General features: G+C 72.9%; 20 protein-coding genes. 7 read left to right on the top strand and 13 right to left on the bottom strand.

Annotated features, from left to right (window positions below):
• Window positions 1–88: 88 nt before the first annotated feature.
• The 6 genes from MFF13_RS22145 to MFF13_RS22170 all read right to left on the bottom strand — a co-directional run bounded on the left by MFF13_RS22145 (window position 89) and on the right by MFF13_RS22170 (window position 6,100).
• Window positions 89–1,645, bottom strand: a complete 1,557-nt coding sequence (locus MFF13_RS22145; protein WP_238272942.1) for an alpha/beta hydrolase domain-containing protein — start codon at window positions 1,643–1,645, stop codon at window positions 89–91.
• A 548-nt stretch (window positions 1,646–2,193) separates the two neighbouring features.
• Entirely contained in the window at window positions 2,194–3,627 is a 1,434-nt protein-coding gene (locus MFF13_RS22150) for an amidase (protein WP_238272943.1), read from the bottom strand.
• A gap of 95 nt (window positions 3,628–3,722) precedes the next feature.
• A complete protein-coding gene (locus MFF13_RS22155; RefSeq protein ID WP_147764697.1) occupies window positions 3,723–4,406 on the bottom strand; it encodes a type 1 glutamine amidotransferase domain-containing protein in 684 nt (227 codons plus the stop codon).
• 101 nt (window positions 4,407–4,507) lie between these two features.
• The gene (locus MFF13_RS22160; protein ID WP_147764698.1) at window positions 4,508–4,735 is read right to left on the bottom strand and encodes a hypothetical protein; all 228 of its coding nucleotides are present in this window, start codon (window positions 4,733–4,735) and stop codon (window positions 4,508–4,510) included.
• Between the two features lie 133 nt (window positions 4,736–4,868).
• On the bottom strand, window positions 4,869–5,471 hold the full coding sequence (locus MFF13_RS22165; RefSeq protein ID WP_147764699.1) for a TetR/AcrR family transcriptional regulator: 603 nt from the start codon (window positions 5,469–5,471) through the stop codon (window positions 4,869–4,871).
• Window positions 5,472–5,608: 137 nt separating this feature from the next.
• Complete coding sequence (locus MFF13_RS22170) at window positions 5,609–6,100, bottom strand: YcgN family cysteine cluster protein (RefSeq protein WP_147764700.1); 492 nt, start codon at window positions 6,098–6,100, stop codon at window positions 5,609–5,611.
• 260 nt (window positions 6,101–6,360) lie between these two features.
• Between MFF13_RS22170 and MFF13_RS22175 the strand changes: the two genes are divergently transcribed.
• The 3 genes from MFF13_RS22175 to MFF13_RS22185 are packed head-to-tail and all read left to right on the top strand — an operon-like array spanning window position 6,361 to window position 9,958.
• A complete protein-coding gene (locus tag MFF13_RS22175) occupies window positions 6,361–8,625 on the top strand; it encodes a transglycosylase domain-containing protein (RefSeq protein WP_147764701.1) in 2,265 nt (754 codons plus the stop codon).
• 5 nt (window positions 8,626–8,630) lie between these two features.
• A complete protein-coding gene (locus MFF13_RS22180) occupies window positions 8,631–9,311 on the top strand; it encodes a DUF1214 domain-containing protein (protein ID WP_147764702.1) in 681 nt (226 codons plus the stop codon).
• A complete protein-coding gene (locus tag MFF13_RS22185) occupies window positions 9,299–9,958 on the top strand; it encodes a DUF1254 domain-containing protein (RefSeq protein WP_238272944.1) in 660 nt (219 codons plus the stop codon). Before MFF13_RS22180 ends, MFF13_RS22185 begins: the two co-directional genes overlap by 13 nt.
• A gap of 13 nt (window positions 9,959–9,971) precedes the next feature.
• Here the strand turns inward: MFF13_RS22185 and MFF13_RS22190 are convergent, their stop codons facing one another.
• Window positions 9,972–11,750 carry a chloride channel protein gene (locus MFF13_RS22190; protein ID WP_147764703.1) on the bottom strand — a complete coding sequence of 593 codons (1,779 nt, stop codon included), beginning with the start codon at window positions 11,748–11,750 and terminating at the stop codon, window positions 9,972–9,974.
• Between the two features lie 85 nt (window positions 11,751–11,835).
• Between MFF13_RS22190 and MFF13_RS22195 the strand changes: the two genes are divergently transcribed.
• On the top strand, window positions 11,836–12,279 hold the full coding sequence (locus MFF13_RS22195; RefSeq protein WP_147764704.1) for a MarR family winged helix-turn-helix transcriptional regulator: 444 nt from the start codon (window positions 11,836–11,838) through the stop codon (window positions 12,277–12,279).
• Between the two features lie 225 nt (window positions 12,280–12,504).
• Here MFF13_RS22195 and metB read toward each other — a convergent pair whose 3' ends face one another.
• The 3 genes from metB to MFF13_RS22210 form a co-directional block, all read right to left on the bottom strand.
• A complete protein-coding gene (metB, locus tag MFF13_RS22200; protein WP_147764705.1) occupies window positions 12,505–13,668 on the bottom strand; it encodes a cystathionine gamma-synthase in 1,164 nt (387 codons plus the stop codon).
• Window positions 13,669–13,890: 222 nt separating this feature from the next.
• Window positions 13,891–14,778 carry a hypothetical protein gene (locus MFF13_RS22205; RefSeq protein ID WP_238272945.1) on the bottom strand — a complete coding sequence of 296 codons (888 nt, stop codon included), beginning with the start codon at window positions 14,776–14,778 and terminating at the stop codon, window positions 13,891–13,893.
• Window positions 14,779–14,856: 78 nt separating this feature from the next.
• Window positions 14,857–15,060, bottom strand: a complete 204-nt coding sequence (locus MFF13_RS22210; protein WP_147764706.1) for a hypothetical protein — start codon at window positions 15,058–15,060, stop codon at window positions 14,857–14,859.
• A gap of 623 nt (window positions 15,061–15,683) precedes the next feature.
• Here MFF13_RS22210 and MFF13_RS22215 point away from each other — a divergent pair.
• Complete coding sequence (locus MFF13_RS22215; protein WP_147754479.1) at window positions 15,684–15,947, top strand: hypothetical protein; 264 nt, start codon at window positions 15,684–15,686, stop codon at window positions 15,945–15,947.
• A 121-nt stretch (window positions 15,948–16,068) separates the two neighbouring features.
• Window positions 16,069–17,013 (top strand): glutathione synthase, encoded by a 945-nt coding sequence (gene gshB / locus MFF13_RS22220; RefSeq protein ID WP_147754474.1) that lies wholly within the window; start codon window positions 16,069–16,071, stop codon window positions 17,011–17,013.
• Between the two features lie 24 nt (window positions 17,014–17,037).
• Here gshB and MFF13_RS22225 read toward each other — a convergent pair whose 3' ends face one another.
• From MFF13_RS22225 to MFF13_RS22235, 3 genes are read right to left on the bottom strand one after another with little or no spacing between them, the layout of a single operon-like run.
• Window positions 17,038–17,265, bottom strand: coding sequence for a hypothetical protein (locus MFF13_RS22225; protein ID WP_147832215.1), 228 nt, complete (start codon window positions 17,263–17,265; stop codon window positions 17,038–17,040).
• A 39-nt stretch (window positions 17,266–17,304) separates the two neighbouring features.
• Window positions 17,305–18,837 carry a cation:proton antiporter gene (locus MFF13_RS22230; RefSeq protein ID WP_147754476.1) on the bottom strand — a complete coding sequence of 511 codons (1,533 nt, stop codon included), beginning with the start codon at window positions 18,835–18,837 and terminating at the stop codon, window positions 17,305–17,307.
• A gap of 53 nt (window positions 18,838–18,890) precedes the next feature.
• Complete coding sequence (locus tag MFF13_RS22235; RefSeq protein ID WP_147832217.1) at window positions 18,891–20,315, bottom strand: carbohydrate porin; 1,425 nt, start codon at window positions 20,313–20,315, stop codon at window positions 18,891–18,893.
• Between the two features lie 542 nt (window positions 20,316–20,857).
• Between MFF13_RS22235 and MFF13_RS22240 the strand changes: the two genes are divergently transcribed.
• On the top strand, window positions 20,858–22,456 hold the full coding sequence (locus tag MFF13_RS22240; RefSeq protein ID WP_147764710.1) for a gamma-glutamyltransferase family protein: 1,599 nt from the start codon (window positions 20,858–20,860) through the stop codon (window positions 22,454–22,456).
• Window positions 22,457–22,753 lie beyond the last annotated feature (297 nt).

The following is a 22,753-nucleotide window of genomic DNA, read 5'->3' on the forward strand; positions in this document are numbered from 1 at the left end:
TCGCGCCGGGCGCCGCGAGCGGCGGCGCCGGCGATTCGCGCGGTGCGCGAATGCCGGCGGACCCTAGCACCCGGCCGGCCGGCCGCAATCAGCGCGGCGGCGCCGACGGGGTCTGCGCGTCGAAAATCGGGGTCTCGGCAGCCGCGTTGACGACGATCGCCGCATCCTCCGGCAGCAGGAAGCCCTGGGCCGCGGCCTCCCGGGCGGCGGCGCGCACGCGGTTCACGTAGTCGGCCTGGTTTCGGTAGCGCTCGGTCAGCGAAGGCGGCCCGCCCCCGCCGGCTGTCCGCGCGAACGGCCGGTAGGCGCCGACGAGCGAGCAGGTGAAGGTGGAGAGCGGTGCGTTCTGCAGGCCGTGGATGCCGAGCGGCACGGCGATGTCGGGCAGGCGCACGCCGCCGAGCGGGTTGCCGTCGGCGTCGCGTCGCGGCACCTGCACCACCGCATCCGGCAGGGCCTTGGGCGGCTGCAGCACGGCCGGGTCGCCGGTGGCCGGTTCCAGCGGCATCAGCCGGGTCTCGGGCGGAGGTTCGTTCCGCGCGACCCAGCCGTCCAGGCGCTGCAGGGTCGCGCGCGCCACCGGCGCCCAGTCGAGCCGGCCCGGCGGCAGGGTGCAGGGCTCGGCCTTGAGCACGGTGACGTGCGAGGCGCCGGCCACGTCGTACATCCGGACGTTGCCCGGCAGGGCGAGGTCCGCGGTGCCCGAGGCGCCGGTACGGCCCAGCGAGGCGCGCAGCGACGCATAGTCCACGGTGGAATTGAGCAGCATCGCCTTGGGCGGCACCTCTCCCCGCGCCTCGGCCGCGGCGACGATCGCGCCGACGGTCAGCCGCCCGTCGTGGACGCCGGGAAACTCCGGGTCGGCGAAGTTCGGCGCGCCGTCGGCGCTCGATCCGGGCCCTAGCCCCGAGCGCAGGATCGGCAGCAGCCCGGCGCCCGAGACGAAGACGTGCATCCCGTCGAAGACGCGCCGGCCCTCGGCCCGGTTGAAGCCGTGCAGCAGGAAGGTCTTGAGGAAGCGCCCGTCCTGCGACTTGCCGACGGCCAGCGTGCGGCTCACGCCGCCGGCGAGCGGGTTCGGCGTGTCGGCGGCGTCCCCGGCGGCGTGCGCGAGGAAGTCGGCCGCGTCCCGCACGATGGCGAAGCCGACCCCCTCGACGAAGCGTCGCCGTCCCTCCGCGTCGGTAAACGACGGCAGGTCGGCGCCCTGGCCGAGTTCCCAGTACACCTCGGCGACCCGGTAACCGCGATCCTCCAGGAAGCCCGTCCCGGCATCGAGGTTGCCCGACGCCATCGGGAGCGCCCGCGGGCTGTTGTAGAGCGCGTGGGCGTAGGCCTTGCCGCGGTTGGGCACGTCGACCAGCAGGGCGCCGTTGCCGGCGGCGGGGTCGACCGGCAGGAACAGGATGATCCGCGCGCCGTATTCGACCTTTCCGGCGGCGTTGCGCCCGGCCTTGTCGAGGTCGGGAATGCCCGCCTCGTCCAACGCCAGCTCGCCGACGACCCGCCCGTCCCAGCGCTCGTAGGCCCCGGCCGCGAAGCTGCCGTAGGGCTGCTTGCCCACGATCTCCAGCCGGACCACCTTGGCTTCGGCGGCGGTGCCGAGCGCGAGGACGAGGGCGGCGGCGCACAGGATGCGTTTCATGCAAGGACCCATTTTCCGGCGCAGCTTGGCGCAATCGCGCGGTGGCGGCTAGGCAGCCTCCGCGTCCGGCGATGCGGCGGAGCTTTTCGCGCAAGGGCTCGGGGAGCGATGCGAGCCACGCATCCTCCTGGCCGGGCTCGGGCAGCACCGTGCCGAATTCCAGGAGGCCGTGGGCGGGGATGCTCGGAGATGGCGACCCAGACGTCGTGGTCCGCGATGCCGAGGATCGCGCTCGTCTCGGCCATGATGCGCCTCACAGCGCCTTCCGATCCGGGGGCCGGCCCGCGGGGATGGCGACGCGGACCCAGACGTGATCGGGCGAGGCCGGCGCGCCGCCGATGAAGATCGACCCCGGGTCGACCGCCTGGATGACGACCTAGACGAGGCATCGCGGTGCCCCCGCCTCGACCGCATGGATGGCGACGATGCGAGCCCGCTCCTCGGCGGTCACCGCCCGCGCGGTCGAGCGCTGTCGAGACGGCGTAGGTCGGCATCCGGGGGCGTCCCGTCCAGGGCGGGGACGCCCGCCCCGGATGCGCGCGGGTCGCCTACAGGCTCGGGTGAAGCCCGCGCACCGGGCTGACTCCTTCCAGGAGCGCTGCGGCGTGCAGGATCGTCGCCTCCGCCTGCCAGCGGCCCACCACCTGCACGTTGATCGGCAGTCCCTCGCGGCTCGTTCCGAACCGCATCGACAGCCCCGGCAGGCCGGTCACGTTCAGCGGCACCGTCGCGCCCTGGAGGTAGGTCAGGTCGACCGTCTTCCCGTCGACGACGAGTTCCTTGATGCCGTGCTTGTGCGCCGGCACCGGCAGCACGGGCGTCAGCAGGATGTCGTGGTCGCGGAAGTAGGCGGCGTAGCCGTCGCGGAGCCGCTCCGCCGCCTGCTCGGCCGCGACGTACTCCGCCATCGTGGTGTCGGGCAGCGACAGCATGGTCTTGGCCATCGTGTACATCTGGTCTTCGTGCCCGGCGGTCGCCGCGCGGAAGGCCGGCTTCATCTCCATCACGTGGAGCTTGTTGAACACGTCGAGGGCGAAGTCGCGCTCCAGCGCCGGGATGCGCACGGCCTCCACCGTGTGACCGAGGCTCGCCAGCGCTTCGGCCGCCGCCCGCACGGTCGCCGCGACCTCGGAATCGACCGGCCCGAAGCCGGGCTCGACCAGCCAGCCCACCCGCAGCGGACGGTCCGGTGCGGGCGCCGCGCCGGCCTCGAACCGGCTGGCGTAGCCGTCCTCGCCGTCGGGGCCGGCAAGCAGCGAGAAGGCCAGCGCGAGGTCGCGGATCGAGCGCGCCATCGGGCCGACGTGCCAGAAGCGGCGCGGCGCCCGCGGCCAGATGCCGGTCATCGGCACGCGCCCGTGGGTGCCTTTGAGCGAGACGATCCCGGTCTGCGCGGCCGGGCCGCGGACCGAGATGGCGAGGTCGGTGCCCAGCCCCAGGGGCGACATGCCGGCCGCGATGGCCGCCGACTCGCCGCCGCTCGATCCGCCCGGCGTGCGCGTCAGGTCCCAGGGGTTGTTCGAGCGGCCCGAGAGCAGGTTGTCGCTCTCGATCCAGTAGGAGAATTCGGGGAGGTTGGTCTTGGCCAGCAGGATGCCGCCGGCCTGCTTCAGGCGCGCCACGCTGGTCGCGTCGGCCTCGGGCGTGCGGCCCTTGAAGATCGGCGAGCCGCGCTGGGTCATGATGCCCGCCGTGTCGATCGAATCCTTCACGGTGAACGGCACCCCATGAAGCGGTCCTAGCTCCCGCCCCGCCATCACCGCCGCCTCCGCGTCCTTGGCCGCGGCGAGCGCGCCCTCCGCGACGGTGACGATGGCGTTGATCTGGGGGTCGACCGCCGCGATCCGGTCGAGATGCGCCTGCACGACTTCGACCGGCGAGAGCTGCCGAGTGCGGATCAATTCGGCGAGCCGGGTCGCGTCCGAGAAGACGACGTCCTGTGTCGTGGAGGGGGTGGTGGGCTGGGTCATGGGCTGGGTCATGGGCGGGAATCCTTCGGGTTCGCGATGCGGGCGGATCGCCCCGGCTCGGGCCGGCGGCGATCATGAGCGGGCGCCCGCCGAGGGCGCCCGCGACCTCAGCGGTTGGCGAGATGGGCGACGAGACGCTCGGCGGCGGGGCCCGAGGAGGCCGGGTTCTGGCCGGTGACGAGCAGGCCGTCCGCCACGACGAAGGGTCCCCAGTCGGCGCCCTTGGCGTAGAGGCCGCCGTTCCGCACGAGCTCGTCCTCGACCAGGAACGGCACCACCTCCGTGAGGCCGACGGCCTCCTCCTCGGTGTTGGTGAAGCCCGTGACCTTGCGGCCGTCGACCAGTGGCTTCCCGTCAGGCGCCTTGGCGTGGCGCAGGACGCCGGGGGCGTGGCAGACCAGGGCCACGGGCTTGCCGGCCGCCAGCGTCGTCTCGATCAGCTTGATCGAGGCCGGGTCCTCGGCGAGGTCCCACAGGGGCCCGTGGCCGCCGGGGTAGAACACCGCGTCGAAGCTTTCGTGGCTGACGGCGTCGAGGCGGCCGGTCTCGTCCAGCACCGCCATGGCCGCCGCGTCGGCTTCGAAGCGGCGCGTCGTGTCGGTCTGGAAGTCCGGCTCGGCGCTCTTCGGGTCGAGGGGCGGGCGGCCGCCCTGGGGCGAGACCACCACCACCTCCGCGCCGGCATCCTTGAACACGTAGTAGGGGGCCGCGAACTCCTCCAGCCAGAAGCCGGTCTTCCGGCCGGTGTCGCCGAGGCGGTCGTGCGAGGTCAGCACCATCAGGATCTTCATGGTCGTTCTCCGAGGTTTTCGCTTGGGGAGGGAAAAGGTTTGGGGGTCGGGCCGTTCGCCGGGTCCGCGCGGGGCGGCGACTTGGGGAAGGCGGGCGGATTTTAGCGCGCCTTCACGGGGCGTTCGGCGGCCGGATCGCGCGCCGGCGCAGCTGGCGCGGGGCGGAGTTCCGGGTTCGCGCCGCGGACCTCCTCGAACCGGACCATGCGGACCGCGCCGATGGTCTCCAGGATGATCCGCTCCTGCGCGGTCGCGGCCCGCGGGGTGAGGAGCGCCATCAGCCCGACGGCGAGGGTGGCGGCGACGATCGTCTTCGTGGGGTGGGGCATCGGATGTCTCCGTCTGGCTGCTGGCTCCCCGCCGGCCCGGGGACGATGGCTCGTTTTCGTTTTGAGTAGACCGGTCGTCTCAAACTTCGGCGTAAAAGGATACTGTCTCGGGATCGTTGGAACGCGGGTGGGTTCAGTGCGGCGCGAGGCCGAGGAGGCGGCGGGTCGTCCCGATGGCGGCCTCGAACGGGGCGTCGGTCCGGACGATCTTGGCCATCAGGCTCGCACCGAGCCAGACGTGGTACAGGTCTTCGGCGGTCGTCTGCGGCTCGCCCTGGACCGTGAGCGACCCTTCCGCCACGCCCGCCGCGATGGCGTGCGACAGCCGTTCGATGATCCCCGCGGTGCCGCCCTTGAGGGCGAGGCGCATGGCCTCGGACAGGTCCGAGACTTCCGCCGCAAGCTTCACCGCGAGGCACTTGCGCTGGTAGTCGATGCTCCCCTGCGTCGCCTGCCACTTGCGCCAGTAGTTCATCAGGCGCTCGGCCTGGTTCAGGCCCGGTTCGGCGAGCGTCGCGTCGAGGTCGGCGAGGTAGGCTTCGAAGTAGTCCGCCAAGAGGGCCTCGCCAAAGGCCTCCTTGGAGCCGAAGTAGTGGTAGAACGATCCCTTCGGCACGCCGGCCGTGGTCAGGATCTCGTTGAGGCCGACCCCGGAGAACCCCTTCGCGCCGACGAGGCCGTAGGCGGTGTTGAGGATCTCTTGGCGGGTGTCGGTGTGTGCGGCGTCGCGTGGCATGACGGCGAGATAGATCGAATTAGACCGGTCGTCTAGAGGCAGCTTTCATTTTTTTGGCAAAGGGCTCGCGAAGGGCTCGGCAGGCGGCCTCGCAGGCGCCGCCCGCCTCGGTCGAAACCCGGCCGTGCGGCTCGCCGCTACCGCTTTCCGAGTGTCGCCGTCGGCCATTCGACGATCCGGTCCGGGAGTTCGTCGTCGGTGAACTCCTCCTCGTTGCCGGCCATCCGGCCGCGGATCGAGATGCCGGCGTCGTGGACGCTGTTGCGCGAGCCCGAGATCAGGTGGTGCCAGTCGTACAGCGGCTCGCCGTCGCGGATCAGGCGGTAGGCGCAGGTGGGCGGCAGCCACGGGATCGTGCGCACCGCCTCGGGGGTGAGCCGGACGCAATCCGGCACCCGGACCTGGCGCTTGGCGTAGTCGCGGCAGCGGCAGGCATGGCCGTCGAGCAGGGTGCAGCCGACGTCGGTGTGGTGGACCTCGCCGGTGTCGTCGTCCTCGAGCTTCAAGAGGCAGCACCGGCCGCAGCCGTCGCACAGGCTCTCCCACTCGGCCGGCGTCATCGCTTCGAGGGTCTTCTCCCGCCAGAACGGCAGGGCGGCGCCCGCGGGGGCGGGCTTGGGGTTCCCCATCGGGAACACCTCTCACGTGACAGGGGCTGAAGCGCCCCCTGTGCCGCAAGGCGGGCGCGGGTGCAACCCGGCCGCGACCCGGCCACCGGGGCGCCCCAATCCGCCATCAAGGTTGACGCCACCTTTCCCCGGCGCCCGCCGGACCCATCGCCGCGCAGGCCGCGTTCCATCTCGCGAAAGGCCCCGCGGCTTGGTAGAGAGGGACACGGTCCCCTCGTCCGCGGGTCCGTCGAGGCGTCTCAAGGAGCCGGAACCCCGTCGTGCGCCTGCCGAACGTCTCCCGCCTCCTCACCCGCATCAAGCACGCGTCGCTGGCCTTCGACGCCTGGGTCAACGCGGGCCTGTACGACAGCGGCGTCTCCGGCGGCGCGGTCTACGGCCGCTTCCAGGAGCGGATGAAGGTCTTCGCCTTCCGCGGCTGGAAGCGGGTGGCCCTCGACCTGACGAGCGAGGGCGTGACCCTCGGCACGGGGGCTGCGATCCTGATGCTCGCGCTGGCGCAGCCGGCCTTCAACCTCACCAGCGACAACTGGCTCAAGGCCCAGGACCTCGCGGTCACCTTCCTCGACCGCTACGGCACCGAGGTCGGGCGGCGCGGGATCAAGCACGACGACTCGCTCAAGCTCGACGAATTCCCCGACATCATGATCAAGGCCCTGGTCTCGACCGAGGACCGGCGCTTCTACGAGCATTGGGGCATCGACCCGATCGGCACGCTGCGCGCGCTCGTCAACAACTCGCGCGGCGGCGGCAGCACCCAGGGCGGCTCCTCGATCACCCAGCAGCTCGCCAAGAACCTGTTCCTCACCAACGAGCGCTCGCTGGAGCGCAAGGTGAACGAGGCGTTCCTGGCCCTGTGGCTCGAGAGCCACCTGACGAAGAACGAGATCCTCAAGCTCTACCTCGACCGCGCCTACATGGGCGGCGGCACCTTCGGCGCGGTGGCGGCGGCGGATTACTATTTCGGCAAGCCGCTCAAGGACATCAGCCTGGCCGAGGCCGCGATGCTGGCCGGCCTGTTCAAGGCGCCGAGCAAGTACGCGCCGAGCGTCAACCTGCCGGCGGCCCGCGCGCGCGCCGTCGACGTGCTGCACAACATGGTCGAGGCCGGGTTCGTCACCGAAGGGCAGATCCAGACGGCTTTGCGCAACCCGGCGACGCCGGTGACGCGCACCCGCGACATCACCGCCGACTACTATCTCGACTGGGCCTTCGGCGAGATCAAGGCCATGGCGGATGCGGGCAAGTTCAAGACCGACCGGGTGCTGACGGTGAAGACGCCGCTCGACCTCGGCATCCAGAAGCGCGCCGACCAGGTGGTGGCCGACATCCTGCGCAAGTCCGGCGAGGCCTACGACGTCGACGAGGCGGCGATGGTGATCCTCGATCCCGACGGGGCGCTGCGCGCCATGGTCGGCGGCGCCGACTACGGCGAGAGCCAGTTCAACCGCGCCACCGACGCGCTGCGCCAGCCCGGCTCGTCGTTCAAGCCCTACGTCTACGCGGCGGCGCTGAACTCCGGCCTGTTCCGGCCCGACACGGTGGTGGTCGACAGCCCCGTCTGCCTCGGCAACTGGTGCCCGCAGAATTACGGCCGCTCCTATTCAGGGCGCCAGCCGATGTGGCTCGCGGTGGCGAAATCGATCAACACCATCCCGATCAAGGTCTCGATCGCCATCGGCAAGGGCCTCGGGATCAAGGGCGACTTCCAGGCCGCGAAGGCGGGGCGCGCCAAGATCATCGACACGGCCCACCGCATGGGCATCACCACGCCGCTGGTCGACTCGGTGTCGCTGCCGATCGGCTCGGCCGAGGTCACGGTGATCGACCAGGCCGCCGCCTACGCGGTGTTCGCCAACGGCGGGCGCAAGGCCAAGCCCTACGCGGCGTCCGAGGTGAAGAATTCGAGCGGCGAGGTGATCTACCGCCACGACGACGAGAAGCCCGAGCAAGTGCTCTCGACCCAGGTCGTCGCCGACATGAACTACATGCTGAACAAGGTGGTCGAGGAGGGCACCGGCCGCCGCGCGCAGCTGGAAGGCATGAAGGTCGCGGGCAAGTCCGGCACCACGAACGCCTACCGCGACGCGTGGTTCGTCGGCTACACCGGCAACTACGTCGCCGCGGTCTGGTTCGGCAACGACGACCACACCTCGACCAACAAGATGACCGGCGGCTCGCTGCCCGCCACCGCCTGGCACGACGTGCTGGAGGTCGCCCACCAGGGCATCGAGCTGAAACCGCTGCCGGGGCTCAAGGCCCCGAACGCCGCCGCCGCCCAGGCCGCCGCCTCGACCCCCACCGACCCGGCCGCCACGAGCTACGGCAAGCTCTCGCGCCGCAGCTTCGAGGTGATCGGCGGCCTGAACGGCCTGTTCCGCACCGTCGAGCGGGCGCGGCCCGAGGCCGGCGAGGCCAAGCCGGCCTCGGAGCCGCGCCCGGGTGCGAGCCTGGCGCCCGCCGTCACGACCCGCGACGTCGCCGAAGGCACCCGCTCCGTCGGCGGCCGCCTCGAGACCCGGTGACGGCGATGGTGGCGGGAACCGAACCGGCCGCACATGCGGCCGAGGGGACGCGGCGCACGCCCCGGGCGCGGGCCGGCCAGGCCGCCGGGTTCGTCTCCGGCGCCTCGCCGGCGGCGCTCGCCCTCTACGCCCTGGCGCTCGGCGCCGGGCTCGGGCTCGCCAGCGCCGACTGGGCGACGCGGGGCGGCTACCCGTTCGGCGGCGTCGCCGTGGGGGCCTGGACCGCGTGGCCGCGCGCCGGCTCGACCGCGGCCGACCCCTACACCCGCGCCGTCAACGCCCGCCGGGGCGAGGTGCCGCTCGCGGTCGGCGAGGGGCTGCTGCTGACGGCCGCGGTCGACGATTCGGGCCGGGCGCTCGACGCGACCTGCACCTACCGCGTCGCCGGCATCACCCCGCCCGCCCGCGCCTGGACCCTGACGGCGGCCGGCCGCGGCGCACCCGAGCCCGGCCGCCCGGGCTTACGCGAGGGCTTCACCTCCACCGAGATCCTGCGCGAGGCCGACGGGCGCTTCGCCATCGTCGTCGGCTCGGAGGTCGAGCCCGGCAACTGGCTGCCGAGCCCGCGCGCCAGCGGCCCGATCCGCCTGGCGCTGCGCCTCTACGACACCCCCGTGGCCGCCAGCGCCGGGACCCTCGACCGCGACGCGGTGCCGGCGATCACCCGGATGGGATGCGCCTCGTGAACCTGCGCGTCGTTTACGCCACCGCCTGCGGGCTGGCGCTCGCCGGGATCGTCCACGTGGCGACGGTGTTCGCGATTCCGGCCCTGTCGGAGACCGACGCCCTCACCCGCGCCCGCTCCAGCGAGAGCCTGGAGCACCCGCAGCGGGTCTACACCCTGGCGACCCACGGCGAGCCGGCCCCGGCCGAGGCGTGGCTGCCGATCCCCGACCCGTCCGTGGCGGTCGGCGTCTGCGCCTACGACCTGGAGGACGGCCCGATGCGGGTTTCGGCCCGGACCGGCGCGATGATGCTGTCGCTGGCGGTGCACGGCCGCAAGGGCGCCTTCTACGCGGTCACCGACCAGGCCGCGGTGCGCGGCGCCCTCGACCTCGTGGTGCTGACCCGGGCGCAGTACGACGCGGCCCTGGCCAACGACGACGAGAACGAGCCGAGCCGCGACGTGCGCATCGTCGCCCCGGGCGACCAGGGCTTCGTCGTCGTCCGCGTCATCGCAGGCCTGCCGAGCCAGCGGGCCGCGGCCAACGACGCGGTGCAGGCGGTCTCCTGCACCACCGACAGCCCGGACGAGCCGGACCCCGAGCCCGCGCCGGCCAACCCACCGCCGACCAACCCGCCGCCGGCCGGCCGCGCCAAGCCGAACGGCTGACGCGGCCTTCGGCTCACGCCGCCCTGCGCCGCCTGACGAAGGTGGCCTGCCGCTCCGCCTCGGACCGGTTCACCGCGGCGCGGACCTGCAGCAGGTCCTTGCGCGTGACGAGGCCGACCAGCGTGCCGCTCTCCGCATCGGTGACCGGCAGGCGCCCCTGCCCCGTCGTCAGCATCAGGTCGAGGGCGTGCGCGGTGACGTCGCCCGGGTGGACGACGGCCAGCGACGCGTCGGAGACCCGCTCACCAAGGCGCTCGGAACCGTCGCCGCCATCCGTCCGCCACAGCAGCGCGTCGCCGCGGGTGACGAGGCCGACGGGGCGGTTCTCGCCGTCCACCACCGGGTAGGCGTGGTGGCGTCCCGCCTCCATCGCCGCCACCGCCTTGGCGACGGGCATGTCGGCCCCGAGGGTGTCGACCGACGCGACCATGATCTCGGCGACGCGGGTGAACTCGTAGGGGTCGATGCCGTACTCGCGGGTGACGTGCTGGCCGCGCCGGGCGATCTTCTCCGTCAGGATCGAGCGCTTGAGCAGCAGCACCGTCACGGCGTAGGCCGCGGCCGAGGCAGCCAGCAGCGCGGGCAACGCGTGCACGTCGCCGGTGAGCTCGACGGCGAACAGCGTGCCGGTGAGCGGCGCCCGCATGGTGCCGCCGAGCATCGCCGCCATGCCGAGGAGCGCCCAGAATCCCGGGTCGCCCGGCAGGGCCGACCCGGCGAGCCAGCCCATCGCCCCGCCGAGGATCAGCAGCGGCGCGAGTACGCCGCCGGAGGTGCCCGAGGACAGCGCCACGAGCCAGATCGCGGCCTTCACGACCAGGATCAGCAGCACGGCCGTCAGCACCATGTGGCCGCCGAGCAGGTCGGCGATGACGTCGTAGCCCACGCCGAGCGCCCGCGGCTCGACCAGCCCGCCGAGGCCGACCGCGAGGCCGCCCAGCGCCGGCCACCACATCCAGTGGATCGGCAGGCGCTCGAACGCGTCCTCGAGGGCGTAGAGCAGCGTCGTCAGCACGCCCGAGAGCAGCCCCGCGGCGAGGCCGACGCCGACGCAGGCCGCCAAGCCCCACCACGGCAGTGCCGGGTCGGCGGCGAAGGGGAACAGCGGCCCGGCCCCGAACAGGCTCGGCCGCAGCATCGTGGCGGTGACGGCGGCGGCGGCCACCGGGATGAAGCTGCGCGGGCGCCACTCGAACAGCAGCAGCTCCACCGCGAGCAGCACGGCGGCGACCGGCGTGCCGAAGATCGCGGTCATGCCGGCGGCCGCGCCCGCGACGAGGAGCGTCTTCCGCTCGGCGGCGCTCAGGTGGAAGAACTGCGCGAACAGCGAGCCGATCGCCCCGCCGGTCATGATGATCGGCCCCTCGGCACCGAACGGGCCGCCGGTGCCGATCGAGATCGCCGACGAGACCGGCTTCAGCACCGCGACCTTCGGCGACATCCGGCTGCCGCCGATCAGGATCGCCTCGATCGCCTCCGGGATGCCGTGGCCGCGGATCTTCTCCGAGCCCAACCGCGCCATCAGGCCGATCGCGAGGCCGCCGAGCGGGGGCACGCAGACCATCCAGAGCGAGGGCGTGGCCCCGGCCAGCGAGGTCGCCCCGACATCGATCCGGCCGAACCAGACGAGGTTCGTCACGAAGGCGACGAGGGCGAGCAGGCCCCAGGCCGCGACCGTGCCGCCGAGGCCGACCACGACCGCCATGGCGCACAGCACGAAGAGGCGTCGGTCGGTGCGGAAATCACCCAGAACGCGACGCCCGGCGGGCGGGGCTGCCTTCGAGACCGGCATGCGGCTGAACCTCCTGTAGGATGCGGTACGGCCCCATATATATATCGTAACCCGATATATTGAACCCCACGCTTGGAGGTGGACGATGGATTCGGATGCCGGCTCGGTCCTCTCGCGTGAGGCCTACGCCGCGATCGCGCGCTTCCGCCTGGAGCTGCGGCGTTTCCTCGCCTTCAGCGAGGCGGCGGCCGGCAAGGTCGGCCTGCCGGCCCAGCAGCATCAGGCGCTGCTGGCGATCGCAGGCCACGACGGGCCGCCGACGGTCGGATTCGTGGCCGAGCAGCTGTTGATCGCGCCGCAGACCGCGGCCGAGCTCGTCGCGCGAATGGTGGACAAGGGCTTCCTGACCAAGGCGGCGGAGGCGCGCGACCGCCGGCGGATGGCGCTGTCGCTGACCCCGAAGGCGATGGCGGTGCTGCAGCAGCTGACGACGGCCCACCTCGCGGAGCTGCAGACCCTGGAGCCGGCCCTCGCCACCGCCCTGGCCACGGCGCTGGACCGCGTGCACGGCCGCTCCGACGCGGGGTGATGATGGTGCGGAGCGGAGACCGTTTGAGCAGCCCCGCGGTACGGCCCCGAATGGATCGTTCGAGGCGAAGGCGCGCCCCCCTCTCCCGTCCGGGAGAGCGTTGGGGTGAGGGGTGCGGCCTCTCCGGAGAAACCTGGCCCCTCACCCTGTCCCTCTCCCGGACGGGAGAGAGGACCCGCGCCTCAACGGCTCGTCTGTGAAATCAACCAGTCCCTGGACCCGCGGTCAGCCCGCCTGGACGGCGTCGAGCGCCTGGGCGAGGTCGGCCAGGAGGTCGTCCTCCGCCTCGAGGCCGATCGACAGGCGGAGCAGGCCGCCGGTGATGCCGGCGATGGCGCGGGCCTCGGGGTCCATGGCGGCGTGGGTCATGGTCTCGGCGTGCGAGATCAGGCTCTCGACCCCGCCGAGCGATTCGGCGAGCGTGAACACCTGGACCCGGCCCACGACCTGGCGGACCGCCTCGCGGCCGCCGACGAGTTCGAAGCTCAGCATGGCGCCGAAGCCGCTCTGCTGGGCCTGGGCCAGCGCATGGCCCGGGTGGCTGGCGAGGCCGGGATAGTACACCGCGGCGACGGCCGGGTGCCCGGCGAGGAACGCGGCCAGGCGCCCGGCGGTCCGCTGCTGCTGCTCGACCCGCACGAACAGGGTGCGCACGCCCCGCAGCGTCAGGTATGCGTCGAACGGCGAGCCGGTGACGCCGATGGTGTTGGCCCAGGCGGCGAGCTCGTCGCCGACGGTGGCGTCCGCCGCGACCACCGCGCCGCCGACGACGTCGGAATGGCCGTTGAGGAACTTGGTCGTGGCATGCACGACGAGGTCGGCGCCGAGCGACAGGGGCCGCTGCAGGGCCGGCGACAGGAAGGTGTTGTCGACCACCGAGAGCGCGCCGGCCGCCCGGGCGAGCCCGGTGACGCGGCGGATGTCCACGACGCGCATCAGCGGGTTGCTCGGCGTCTCGATCAGCACGACCTTGGGCTTCCTCGCGAAGGCCGCCTCCAGGGCCGCCGGGTCGGTCTGGTCGACGAAGGCCACCGCGTAGTGCCCGCGCGCCGCGCGGAGGCTGAGCAGGCGGTGCGTGCCGCCGTAGCAATCGTGCGGGGCGACCAGGAGGTCGCCCGGCCGCAGGCTCGACAGGGCGAGGTCGAGGGCCGCCATGCCGCTCGACACCACCACCGCGCGGGCGCCGCCCTCGAGCTTGGCGAGGGTGTCTGCGAGCTGGTCGCGCGTCGGGTTGCCCAGCCGCGAGTAGTCGTAAGGCCCCGGCTTCTCGAAGGCCGGGAACTTGTACGTCGTCGAGAGATGGATCGGGGCGATGACGGCGCCGTAGGACGTGTCCGCGGCCACGCCGTTGGTGGCGGCGATCGTGCGGGGATCTCTGGGTTCGGTCATCGCGTCTGGTCCTCCCGGGAATCGGTTCGCGGTGCGATCCGAAGGCCCCGCCGAAGCGTTCTTTATAGAGGACGAAACGGCCTTACAACAAAACGATGCAAAGATCCGCTCAGGCTCATACCAAACCTCGCTGAGCTCGGCTCATCGGGGTTCGGGCCCCCGCGACTGCGGGGCGGCGGGAGTCCGCCGGACCTCATGGGTCTTGACCCGTGAGACTGGGTATTAATCCTTCACGACCAACGGCCGCACCGGCGGACCCGAGGCGGCGATGCCCCCGCGCGGCGGCATCGCCTCGGGCAACGCCATGTCCTCGCCCGGAACGAGGCCGCAGCGGAAGGCGGCCTCGGGCGGAAGCAGCGGATCGAGGAGCGTGCGGCGGGCGGCCAACCCGGCGACGCCGCGCTCCGCCCCCACGACTTCGGGGCCCGGCACCGCGACGACGAGGTGCTCCAGCGCGTAGCGGTAGCGCGCCGTGCGCTCGGCGGTCTCCAGCCGGACCCAGGCGATGAGGCAGCGGTTCTCGGCGACCCGCATCGCGGCGTTGCGCACGTCGTCGTCGTCGAGCGCCTTGGCGAAGGGAAGGCTGCGCAGGCGCAGGGCGTCGGCGTCGATCACCCGCGCGGCGATCGCGACGAAGGGCGGGATCAACCGGGCGTCGGCGACCGCGTCCTCGGACAGGCGGCGGTAGCGCGAGACCGGCGAGCGCGCGGGCTCGGCCACCAGCCCGTCATGGTAGGCGGCCACGTCCCCCGGCCGCCAGGAGGGCGGCAGCACGCGGGCGCGGGTGAGGTTGGCGAGCACGTCGATGAACGCGGCCTGGGGCGCCGCCGGCATCAGGAAGCGCCAGGCGCGGGCGCGCAGGGTCTGCTCGTCGTCGGTCAGCGGGAAGGCGGAGGCCGGCTCGCCGCGCTCGCGGGCCGCCAGCGTGCCGGTGGTCTCGACCAGCGCGTTCCAGGCGCCGGCCTTCGGGCGGCCGAAATCGCCCTGCTGCGCGCAGGCCGCCAGGAGCGCGGTGAGGAACGCGGCGGTGACCGCGCAGGTCGCGACCGGGCTCGTGCGGCGCCGGGCGCCCGGGATCGGAACCGGCACGCGCCGGGCCTGGCTCGGCATGGACCGCCTCGTTCGGGTGTCGGTGTGAGGACTGGGCGTTGAGACGCGGACCCGGCGGATCGCCCGCCGGAGGCCGGATCAGGAGGCGAGGCGCTCGTAGCGCACGCCGAGGAACAGCAGGATCTCGCCGCGGCGCTCGCCGGCCTCGGGGCGGCGGCGGGACCGGGCGGAGGCCGCGAACGGCACGACGCGGCCGAGCGGTGCGCGCTGGGGACCCTCCGGCGTCGGCGTGTCGGAGCGGAGCGCGGCGGGGCGGGGGGCAGTGGATCGGGAGACGGTCATGGCAGGCACCTGTCGGCTTATCCGGGCATCGCGCCCGGGCCCCGGGGCGGGGCGTCGGCAAGGGCGACGGCGTGTCGATGCCGGCAGATCAGCACGCCATGGTTAACGGATCGTTTCCCGGCAGGACCTCCGGCGACCTGCTTCGGCGTCGTCGCCGGAGGTGTCCGCGCGGCGCCACGCGAGAGGGGGCTGGAAGGGGGCTGGAAGGGGGCCGGCCAGAGGTTCGCACGCGGTTGGCCTGCGCCTTGCCAGGGAGGATTCGCCCATGGCGGGCGTTTCCTCCCAACGACTGGGCCCTGCTCGCGACCCGGGCGGGGCCCTTCTTCGTTTGTCGGAGGGCGTTTCCTTCTCGGTCTCCGCCGGCACCTGCGGCGCGAATGCCGCATTGCGGCCTCGACGGGCTCCCACGGCGGATGCTGCATTGCGGTCGCCGAGGGGTGGAAGCGGAACCGTCGCACGGTCGCGACGCTTGCCTAGCGACGCCGGAGACCGATATGCCGGGCCATTCGCGGATGCCGCCCTCGGGCGGATCCGACGCCGGGGTTCCCACGGCCGACATGCAAGGACCACGCTGGATGCGACTGGACACGTTTCGACACGCCCGTGGCGCGCTTCTGCCTCGGATGCTCCGCTCCGCGGCGCTGGCAGGCCTCCCGCTCGCCCTGCTGGCGCTCGCCGGCAGCCCGGCCCAGGCCCAGCGCGAGGACCAGGGGCTGCAGCTCGGCTGCGCCAACGACTATTTCCGCCTCTGCGCCGGCGTCGACCCGAACAGCCCGGCGGCCGAGCAGTGCATGACGCGCAACCGCAAGCGCCTGTCGCCCGAGTGCCGCAACGCCATCGGCGACTACGACAAGCGCACCGGCGGAAAGTCGATGCCGGAGGATTGATCGCTTCGGGCGCGTCCGCGACGCGCCCGGTTCGAGGATGGTGGACGACGAGCGGCCGGCTCGTTCCGGGGGATGGATCGTCCCTCGGGAGCCGGCCGCGTCACGAGCGGAGCCCGACGACATGGCCTTGACCGTTGCGGTCCAGATGGACCCGATCCAGGCGATCCGCATCGCCGGCGACACCACCTTCGCCCTGTTGCTCGAAGCGCAGGCGCGCGGCCACCGGCTGATCTACTACACCCCCGACCGGCTCTCGATGCAGGGCCGCCGCGTCACCGCCCGCGTCCAGGCGCTGAGCGTGCAGGACGTGGAGGGCGCGCACGCGACGCTCGGCGAGATCGAGCGGATCGATCTGTCGGAGGCCGACGTGGTGCTGATGCGCCAGGACCCGCCCTTCGACATGGCCTACATCACCGCGACCCACATGCTGGAGAAGATCCACCCGCAGACGCTGGTGGTGAACGACCCGGCCGAGGTGCGCAACGCGCCCGAGAAGCTCTTCGTCCTCGACTTCCCCGAGCTGATGCCGCCGACGCTGATCTCCCGCGACAAGGCGGAGATCGAGGAATTCCGCCGCGAGCACGGCACCGTGGCGATGAAGCCGCTGCACGGCCACGGCGGCGCGGCGGTGTTCCGCGTCTCCGAGACCGACCCGAACTTCGGCTCGATGTTCGACCTGTTCTCGGTCACCTTCCGCGAGGCGTGGGTGGTGCAGCGCTTCCTCGAGAAGATCACCGAAGGCGACAAGCGCATCATCCTCGTCGACGGCGAGCCGATGGGCGCGATCAACCGCGTGCCGGCCTTGAACGACATCCGCTCCAACATGGTCCGCGGCGGCGCCGCCCGGCCCTCGGACCTGACCGAGCGCGAGCGCGAGATCTGCGCCACGATCGGCCCGGAGCTGCGCCGCCGCGGCCTGATCCTCGTCGGCATCGACGTGATCGACGGGCACCTCACCGAGATCAACGTCACCTCCCCCACCGGCATCCGCGCGATCAAGCGCCTCGGCGGCCCGGACCTCGCCGTGAGCGCGTGGGACGCGATCGAGGCGCGGGTGGCGGTCTGACGGTCGGCCTTCGGGTGTGCGCGGTCATTCCGAACGCTTGGCGCCACGTTTCCTGCGCGCCCGGGCCGATTGCGGTTGCCCCGCCGTTCGGCGGCCGAAGGCCTCCGCCATAGCCGGCAGCATGCCCTTGACGCCGGGCCGCGTCCGCGCCAGCTCGGCGTCGGTCAGCGGCGGGCTGTCGACCGCTGCCCAATCTGCCTCGGCGTAGGCGTCGTTCGGGACGTAGCCCAGCCCGGGATCACGCCTGCTCATAGGTCGCTCCTTCCGTTTAGAACGTAGACGATGTGGCCCTCACGTCTCCGCCTTCGGCGTCGCGTTGAGCTCGGCCCAGTCGAACTCCTCCTCCAGCACGAAGTAGGCGTCGTCGCCGATCGCGCCCTCGCGGCGCAGGCGCATGACCGTGTCGCGGGCGGCGGTGATGGCGCGGCGGCGCGGGCCGTCGGTGGGCAGGGATTCCGGAGCGCGGCCCTCCTCGTGGGCCTCCGCCTCGGCGAGCGCGCCGCGCAGCTCCGCCCTCAGGGCCTCGATGCCGGGCTCGTCGTCGGCCGCGTCGAGGCTGTCGAGGGCCGCCTGGTAGGCCTCGGCCCGGGCGCGGCCCGTCTCGCGGCCGACCGGGTCGTCGTCCTCGAGGCCGAGGCGGGCGAGCAGCGGGTTCAGGGTCAGGCCCTGGACCACCAGGGTGCCGAGCACCGTGCCGAACGCGGCGAAGACGATCAGGTCGCGGTGCGGGAATTCCTGCGGCAGGGCGAGCGCCGTGGCGATGGTGAGGATGCCGCGCATCCCAGCCCAGGACACCGCGACGGCGCTCCGGAGCCGGCCGCGGCCGGGATCGGCGACGGAGAGGCCGGGCAGGCCGGACGCCGGCAGCACCCAGGCGATGCGCACCAGCACCACGGTGGCGAAGACCGCGCCGGCGAGCGCCAGCGCGACGAGCTGGTCGGCGCCGGCGAGCCGCTCGAGGATCGGGCCGATCTGGATGCCGATCAGCACGAAGGCCAGCACGTTGAGCACGAACACCGCCGTGTTCCAGACCGCGTAGGAGATGATGCGCACGCGCGGGGCGGTGATGCCGGGGGTGCCGCGCGCCACCGTGATCGCGAAGGCGACCAGCGTCAGCACGCCAGACATCTCCAGGCGCTCGGCGGCGATCCAGATGCCGAAGGCGGCCACGAATTGCAGCACGATGGTGCTGGCCGCGTCCTGCACCCGCCGCATCCCGGCGACGAAGGCGAGCCCCGCGAGCGGCCCCACCACCAGGCTCGCGACCACGCCCACGAGGAAGGTCGGGCCGACCTCGGAGACGTGGAAGGCGCCGCTCGCGGCGGCCGCGACGCCGAGCCGGTAGATCAGCAGGGAGCCGGCGTCGTTGAGCAGGCTCTCGCCGCGCAGGATGGTGGTGAGGCGGTGCGGCAGCGAGACGTGGCGCAGCACCGAGAGCGCGGCCACCGCGTCCGGCGGCGCGACGATCGCCCCGAGCACGATGCAGGCGGAAAGCGGCATGTCCGGCACCAGCAGCTTGGCGACGACGGCGACCGCGATCGTCGTCACCGCCACCGCACCGAAGGCGAGGCCGGCGATCGGGCGCCAGTTCGCCCTCAGGTCGCGCAGCGAGGTGCCGTAGCCGGCATCCATCAGCACGGGCGCGAGGAACAGCGCCAGCGCCAGCCCCGGGTCGAGCTCGAGGTTCGGGACGCCCGGCACGAAGGCCAGGCCGACGCCGCCGAGCGCCAGGAAGGCCGGATACGGCGCACCGATTCGCCGCGCGAGCGCCGCCAGCAGCACCGCGCCGAACAGGACGCCGACAACCCACTCGAAAATGATCATCAGGGGAAGATAGGGCGGTGCGGCCGGCACGGCGGGGCCGGCGGACCTTCGACTCAGTACTGCACGGTCGCCCGCACCCCGAGAACGGTGGCGTTCTTCAGTCGGCGCCCGTCGGCATCCGCGACGCCGCCGCTCGGGCGGATGATGTACTGCAGGTCCGGCTGCACGGTGAAGCCCGGCACCACCAGCGCCTGGTAGGTCGCCTCCAGCGCGGTCTCGGCCCGCCGCCGCGGGATCGGGGTGCCGGTGAACAGGATGGTGTCGGTGTCGGCCCGGCGGGCGTCGTCGGCGTAGCGGGCGTAGGCGATGCCGGCGCCGACCGTGTCGTCGTCGCGCCCCGGGATCAGGCCCTTGTAGGCGAGGCCGGCGTCGACGTAGGCCGAGATCAGGCTGGAGCGCGTCGGCGAGAGCGAGGCGCGCACGAACACCGACAGGCCCTCGTCGTCCTTCTCGGGCTCGATCAGGACGCTCTGGTCGATCATCGCGTAGAGCCCGGCGTTGCCGCGCTGCCGGCGCGGCAGGCCGGACGAGGCCGGGTCGGCGAGCGACAGGCCGAGGGTGTCGCGGCGCAGGTCGTCGAACCGGCCGAAATGCTGCCAGCCGCCGAAGGTCACCGTGCCGGGCAGCGCGGTCGAGCCCTTCTCGGTGTTGTAGGAATAGGCCGCCTCGGCCACGATCAGGGCCGGGTCGTGCGTGCGGAAGTTCGTGCCGGTGCGGTTGAGGCGCTGCGCCTCCGCGTCGTCGCCCGGGCGGCTGGCCCCGGCCGGATCGCCGTCGTAGAGCCCGGCCTGGAACGACAGCCCGCCGCCGGGCTCGAACTTCGCCCGGATCGCCGGCGTCGCCAAGGGGTAGGCCGGGCCGCCGGAGGGGAGGTTCGCGCTGGTGATCGCCGGCCAGCCGAAGCTCGAGTTCACGAACAGCGTCGCGGTCTGGCTCACGAAGAACTCGCTGTCGGCGGCCTGCTGGCCGACGCGCAGGCCGAGCTTGCCGTCGAAGAGCTGCTGGTCGAACCACAGCACGTAGAGCCGTGTCGCGGGCAGCGCCCCGATGACGCTGACGTCGAGCAGGTTGCCGACGTAGTAGCGCGAGAGGCCGGTGCCGTGGATGAAGTAGGCGTTGGCGTGCGCCGTGGCGCCCTGCCAGCCGGCGAGCGTGTCGAGGTCGAGGTAGAGCCGCAGGTTCAGCCGGTCCTCCACCACCGCTCCCTGCCGCATTCCGCCGGTGGGGTTGCCGAGCACGTCCGCGATGTAGGTGAGGCTGTACTGGATGCCCCGCTCCTTCAGCACCGGGCGCAGGCCGAAGGGATCGCCGAGGGGGCCGAGATAGGGCTCGACCGAGCGGGCGTAGCCGCCCGAGGTCTGGCTCGTGGTCTCGGGCTGGGCCACGGAGGTCCGCACGTCGCCGCCGGCGCCTTCGCGGATCACGGGGATGGCCGGGGGCGCCGGCGGCGTCTGCGCGAAGGCCGGGATGCTGAGCATCGCGGCAAGCGCTCCGATGGCGGATGGGCGGTGGATCACGGACGGCTCGGGTGGCGTGCGGCGGCAACCGTACAACAGGCGCCCGGCCGAGTCCGATGCGGGACGGTGACACGCGAACCGCGCGTTCTGCCTTTTCCCGCACAACGGCTACTGTATTCACACCTCTCCTGCCCTTGGCGGTTCGACGTGCGCGCATCCCCTCGCCCCACGTGCGGGGAGAGGGCTTTGACGACCTCGTCGTCGGCAAAGCGAGGCGGCAGCCGACGGTGAGGGGGCCGAGCCGGAGGAGGCACTTCCGGAAGCTCCCCCTCACCGTCGCTTCGGCTTCGCCTCTCGCTCCCCGGCTGCACGACGGGGTGCAGCCGGGCCTCTCCCCGCACGCGGGGAGAGGGGAACCCGCGCGTTATCCGATGCCGTGACGAACGATGTGGATCCAGTAGCGCAGAGGGGGGGGAAGCGGAGTGGCCGCCCTCGCGCCTTTTGCACCGACGGCACGGTTTTCGTACAGCCGGAGCGAGCCGTCGCCAGCCGCGAGCGAGACCATGCCCGAGACCCCCGTCTTCTCCCACGGCGCCTGCGCCGCCCCGCACCACCTCGCCGCGCAGGCCGGGCAGACCGTGCTGGCGCAGGGCGGCAACGCCATCGAGGCGATGACCGCGATGGCGGCGGCGATCGCCGTGGTCTACCCGCACATGAACGGCATCGGCGGCGACGGGTTCTGGCTGGTGCGCGAGCGCGGCGGCCGGGTGCGCGGCATCGAGGCCTGCGGGCCGGCCGGCGCGCTGGCCACCCGGGCGCGCTACCGCGAGCGCGAGTTCGACGCGATCCCCGCCCGCGGCCCCGACGCCTGCGTGACGGTGGCCGGCGCCGTCGGCGGCTGGCGCCTGGCCCTGGAGCTGTCCCGCGCGCTCGGGGGCCGGCTGCCGCTGGAGACGCTGCTCGCCGACGCGATCCGCCACGCCCGCGAGGGCTGTCCGGTCTCGCCCTCGGAAGGGCGCTACGTGCCGAAGGAGCTCGACACCCTCCACGACGCCCCGAACTTTGCGAAGACGTTCCTCAAGGAGGGCAAACCGTGGCCGGTGGGCGACGTGCGGACGCTGCCGGCGCTGGCCGCGACCCTGGAGCAGCTCGCCCATGCCGGTCTCGACGACTTCTACCGCGGCGACGTCGGCCGCGAGATCGCCGCCGACCTCGAACGCCTCGACGCCCCGGTGACCAGGGCCGACCTCAAGGCCTACCAGCCGCGCGAGCGCTCGGCCCTCTCGATCCGCCGCCGCGACGCCACGCTCTACAACTTTCCGCCGCCGACGCAGGGGCTGGCGGCGCTGCTGATCCTCGGCATCTTCGACCGGCTCGACATCCGCCAGGCGGAGACCACGGCGCATTACCATGGGCTGATCGAGGCGACGAAGCGCGCCTTCGCGATCCGCGACCGGGTGGTGACCGACTACGACCGCCTGGTCACGGACCCGGCCCAGTATCTCACGCCCGAAAACCTCGCCCGCGAGGCGGCGCAGGTCGACATGGCGCGCGCCGCCGCGATCCCGCTGCGCAACCCCGGCGAGGGCGACACCGTGTGGATGGGCGCGATCGACCACGACGGCCTGGCCGTGTCCTACATCCAGTCGATCTACTGGGAATACGGCTCCGGCTGCGTGTTGCCGGCCACCGGCATCCACTGGCAGAACCGCGGCACCTCGTTCTCCCTCGACGAGACGGCCGTGAACCCGCTGGAGCCGGGGCGGCGCCCGTTCCACACCCTGATCCCGGCGCTCGCCTGCTTCGACGACGGCCGGCTGATGGCCTACGGCTCGATGGGCGGCGACGGCCAGCCGCAGTTCCAGGCGCAGGTCTTCACCCGCTACGCCGACTACGGGCTCGGCCCCGCCGACGCGGTCGACGCCCCGCGCCTGCTCTACGGCCGCACCTGGGGCGCGGAATCGCTGACCGTGAAGGTCGAGGACCGCTTCGACCCGGCCTGCATCCGGGCGCTCGGCCGGATGGGCCACGAGATCGAGGAGCTCGGCGGGGCCTACATCGACTCGCTCGGGCATGCCGGCATGCTGGTCCGCCACCCCCGCAACGGCCGCATCGAGGCGGTCCACGACCCCCGCTCGGACGGCGGCGCGTTGGGGCTTTAAGGGAAGCCGCGCCAGCTCGACGCGCCACTTCCCTCCCCCCTCTGTGGGGGAGGGTGGGCCTCCCGTCAGCGAGGGTCGGGAAAGGGAGCGCGTTATCCGGAGAGGTCGCTCCCCTCTCCCGACCCACTTCGCGGGCCACCCTCCCCCGCAGAGGGGGGGGGGGGAGGGGCGTGATCGGGTCAGGCGGCGCGGACGGTGGCGAGGAAGCGATCGACTTCCGCCGCGAGGTGCTCGGACTGGCGCGAGAGCTCGGAGGCGGCGCCCAGCACCTGGGAAGCCGCCGCGCCGGTCTCCTCG

It is taken from the genome of Methylobacterium cerastii, assembly GCF_022179125.1.
In the GTDB taxonomy this organism is placed as follows: Bacteria; Pseudomonadota; Alphaproteobacteria; order Rhizobiales; family Beijerinckiaceae; genus Methylobacterium; species Methylobacterium cerastii.